The following is a 3707-nucleotide window of genomic DNA, read 5'->3' as shown; positions in this document are numbered from 1 at the left end:
GGTATAAAAATGATGAGCGATGGCTTGCAGAAAGCCGCCGGCAACCGTCTTAGAAAGATAATTTCCGGGGCAACCGGCAACAGATTTACTGCCACTTTTTCCGGCGTTTTGGTGACTTCAATTATACAATCCTCTTCCGCTACTACGGTAATGGTTGTGGGCTTTGCAAGCGCCGGGCTTTTGACTTTGACGCAGTCCTTGGGCGTAATCTTCGGCGCGAATATCGGCACCACTACTACGGCTTGGATTATCAGCTTGCTTGGTTTTAAAGTGGATATATCCCTTTTTGCCATGCCCATGATAGGCGTGGGGTTCTTCTCCCAGTTCGTAAACAAATGGCCTATAATCCGCCGCGTAGGTGAGGCTATGCTTGGTTTCGGCCTTTTGTTTTTAGGGCTTTCTCTTATCAAATCCGGCATACCTGATATACAGACTTCCTCCGCCGTCATGGAGTGGATTACAAAATTCCGCCCCGATACCATTTGGTCCCTGCTGGGCGTAATCGGCGTGGGAACCGTCCTTACGGTTCTATTCCAGTCTTCCAGCGCGGTAATGGCCGTAACGCTTACCTGCGCGGCCAAAGGCCTGATAGATTATCCTACGGCGTGCGCCTTGGTTTTGGGGGAAAATATCGGCACCACCATTACCGCCAATATCGCCGCGATAGGTGCGCCGAGCGCCGCCAAACGCGCCGCTTTGGGCCATATGATGTTCAATGTATTAGGCGTGATTTGGGCCGTAATTTTATTCCGTCCGCTTTTGGATTTTGTGGGCTGGATTATTCCGGGTTCCACCGAGGGTACAAGCCAGGAAGTCCTTTTGGTAAGCATACCTTATCACTTGGCGGCTTTCCATACCACTTTCAATATCATAAACACCTGCGTGATGCTGATTTTCATCAAACAGTTTGAAAAGCTTATAATGGCCATTATGCCTTTAAAACGCAGCGAGGAAGACCAAACCGATTTGGTGTATCTTAAAGCAGGTATAGCTGCCACGCCGGAACTTTTCCTGGAAGCCGCCCGCCGCGAGGTTGACAGAATGGCCGGATTGGTGGAAACTATAATAAGTAAAACTTTGCATGCGATAAAAACCGACTCCGAAAAGCTTTTTGAAAGATCGGTTGAGGACGTCCACGCGAAGGAAAAGGCCAGCGACGTTTTGGAGTATAAAATAAACGATTTTCTTAAAAATCTTACGCATGACCAGCTTTCACGCGATATGATCGCCGACGCCATGATGATGTTTGATCTTACGAACTATCTTGAAAAAATGGCCGATCACGGCGATAAAATAGCCATCCTGCTGAAAAAAGCCCGCCAGCTTAAAGCTTTTGAGGATCAGGACTATGAAAAGCTTGAAACAATCGGCCTGAAAGTGAAAAAGATTATTAAAGATACCCGCGTTACCATATTAAATTACAATATGAATAAGGAACGCGTCATGCAGCAGGCCTTGGAGCGTGAAAGAGAACTCAACGAGATGCGCCACGCTTTCAGGGAGGATAAGACGTCCCGCGATTTTACTCAGCAGCAGCTTTCGCCGGTTGCGGTTACGCTTTATACTGATATACTTACCAGCTTTGAAAAAATCGGCGATTACGCCCTTAACGTAGTGGAAACGACTACCGGCATAAGGGAAAAAATGTATAAAAACGGGGATAAGAACTTTAAAGCTTCCGTTCCCGCCAAAGACGGTGGCAGGAAACATTAATCCCGGAATTTGTTATGACCGATAAAAGAAATGATTTTACCGTAAATCCCGCGGTTTTGTTCAGGGATATAAAAGACGCGGCCGCGATGTTCTGGGCGGTGCTGAGGCGGCGTTATCCCATTCCGTGGCGCAGTTTGATTTGGAGTGCGCTTTTCTTGGCGTATTTTGTTATTCCGCTGGATATGATACCGGAAGCTTTTTTAGCTTTTTTGGGCTTCAGCGACGATTTGCTCTTTTTGGTTTTTGTGATAAATAAAATGAGGCCGGACATAGAAAGGTTCCGCGCTTTCAGGGATAGTAACAGGGGGAAAATAAACAATGAAGAAACTTATTAAAATATTGGCCGCTTTGGCGGCTGTCTTTGTTGTTTTGGTTGCGGGGGCTTTAATTACGCTTAAGATAATGTTTCCGTTTTCCAAATTGAAAACGATGGCGCAGGAATACGTGGCGCAGAATTATAACCGCGAAATAGATTTTAAGGACGTTTCGTTCAATCTTATAGGCGTTACGGTGGAGGATTTTAAATTCTCCGAAGAGGGCGGTTTTAAAGAAGGGGATTTTGTTTCCGCGGAAACGGCCGTGGTTAAGGTGGAGTTCGCTCCTCTTTTAAAAAAACAGATTAAAATCAAAACGATAGGCTTTGACGGAGTAAAAATCAACGTCGTTAAACTTAAAGACGGCAAATTCAACTTTGATTCTTTAATCCCGGCTTCCGCGGAGGAAGTTTCGCCCGAACCGCAGGAAGAAGAAATTGCTTCCGCGCCTTTGGCTATGGACCTTACCGCCAAAGACATTTATATAAAGAATTCCGACGTTATTTATAAAGATTTGCAAAACGGAACGGAATTTTCCGTAAAAGACGTAAACTTTTCCATAAAAGATTTCGATTATAATAATCCGTTCTCTTTTATGCTTTCTTTGAGCACCACAATAGATACGGGCGACATAAAACTTTCCCCGGTAACCGTTTCTTCCGAAGGGACGGCAAATATAGCCGGTATGGATTTGTCCAAGGCTTCCGCCGAGGTAAAAACTTTTGCGGTGGCTTATAAACATTTTAAAGTGGATATGGCCGGCGGCGTGGAAAATTTTGAACAGCCGAAAGCTTCCCTTAAAGGTACGATAAAAGGCGTGGACTCCAAATTGGTGGCGGAGTTCGTTTCGGCTGAAATGCCGGCGTTTTCCCTGCCAGTAATCAACATAGAGGCTGAAGCCGCGGCTGATTTAAACGCTTCAAAAGCGGAAGTTTCAAAATTTAACGTGGGTTTGGGTAAATCATATGTAAACACTTCGGCTTCGGCGGATTTTTCCAAGCCGGAGCTGAGCTTCTCCGCGGCTACGAAAATAAACGTAAATCTTTCCGATGTTTCTGATATCGCCAAGGATATGCTTGCGGAATTTAAATTAAAAGGCCTTATTACCGGCAATATAAAGACGGCGTCGGCTTCTCCCGCGCCTTCGGTAAAAGGCTCAATAGTTTTTAAGGATTTGGGCGCGTCCGTAATGGGCAAAATACTTTCCGCTCTCAACGGCACGGTTACGATAAATTCAATAAACGACGTAAAAACCAATGTCATTACGGGCGTTTTTGACAATTCCGATTTTAAAACGTCATTGGCTTATTCCAATAAAAATAAAATGGCCGTGGATTTTATGTTCAATATGGATAAATTCACTCTTGACGATATAGATTTTAACAAGCTTATGGCTTCCTCCGAAGAGGAAAAGCCTCAGGCTTCCGCCGATAAAGCCGAAGCGCAAACTTCTTCTTCCGATTTGAAAATGGACCCTATGGATATAAAAGCCGACGTGATTATCAAAAGGGTGGAAAACAATGTGTTTTCAACGGATAATCTTACTTTTAAGGCGAATATAAAAAATCTTGATTTGACAATGGCCAAAGCTTCCGGGACGATGTCCTTTTCCGCCTCAGACGGAGAAATACGGGATTTGGATAAAATTATCAACAGTTCCGTTTTCCTGAAAGTTATATT

Annotated in this window: 3 protein-coding genes; all 3 read left to right on the top strand. The window is 44.6% G+C overall.

Annotated elements, in window-relative coordinates:
* On the top strand, positions 1–1713 hold a 1713-nt coding region (locus tag ACQY26_RS04065), incomplete at its 5' end, for a Na/Pi cotransporter family protein (RefSeq protein WP_428047836.1).
* A 14-nt stretch (positions 1714–1727) separates the two neighbouring features.
* Complete coding sequence (locus tag ACQY26_RS04060; RefSeq protein WP_428047835.1) at positions 1728–2048, top strand: YkvA family protein; 321 nt, start codon at positions 1728–1730, stop codon at positions 2046–2048.
* Positions 2032–3707: AsmA family protein (locus tag ACQY26_RS04055; RefSeq protein ID WP_428047834.1), on the top strand; the 1676-nt coding region annotated here is incomplete at its 3' end. The genes ACQY26_RS04060 and ACQY26_RS04055, both read left to right, overlap by 17 nt.

Origin of the sequence: Candidatus Proelusimicrobium excrementi (assembly GCF_937881865.1) — a bacterium.
GTDB lineage: Bacteria > Elusimicrobiota > Elusimicrobia > Elusimicrobiales > Elusimicrobiaceae > Proelusimicrobium > Proelusimicrobium excrementi.
Note: the sequence above shows the minus strand (reverse complement) of the source record. Positions and strands in the feature narration are given on the sequence as shown.

What these genes read in the sequence shown, in the direction of transcription:
- ACQY26_RS04060 (WP_428047835.1), top strand. Translation starts at nt 1,728, where the DNA reads ATGACCGATAAAAGAAATGATTTTACCGTAAATCCCGCGGTTTTGTTC.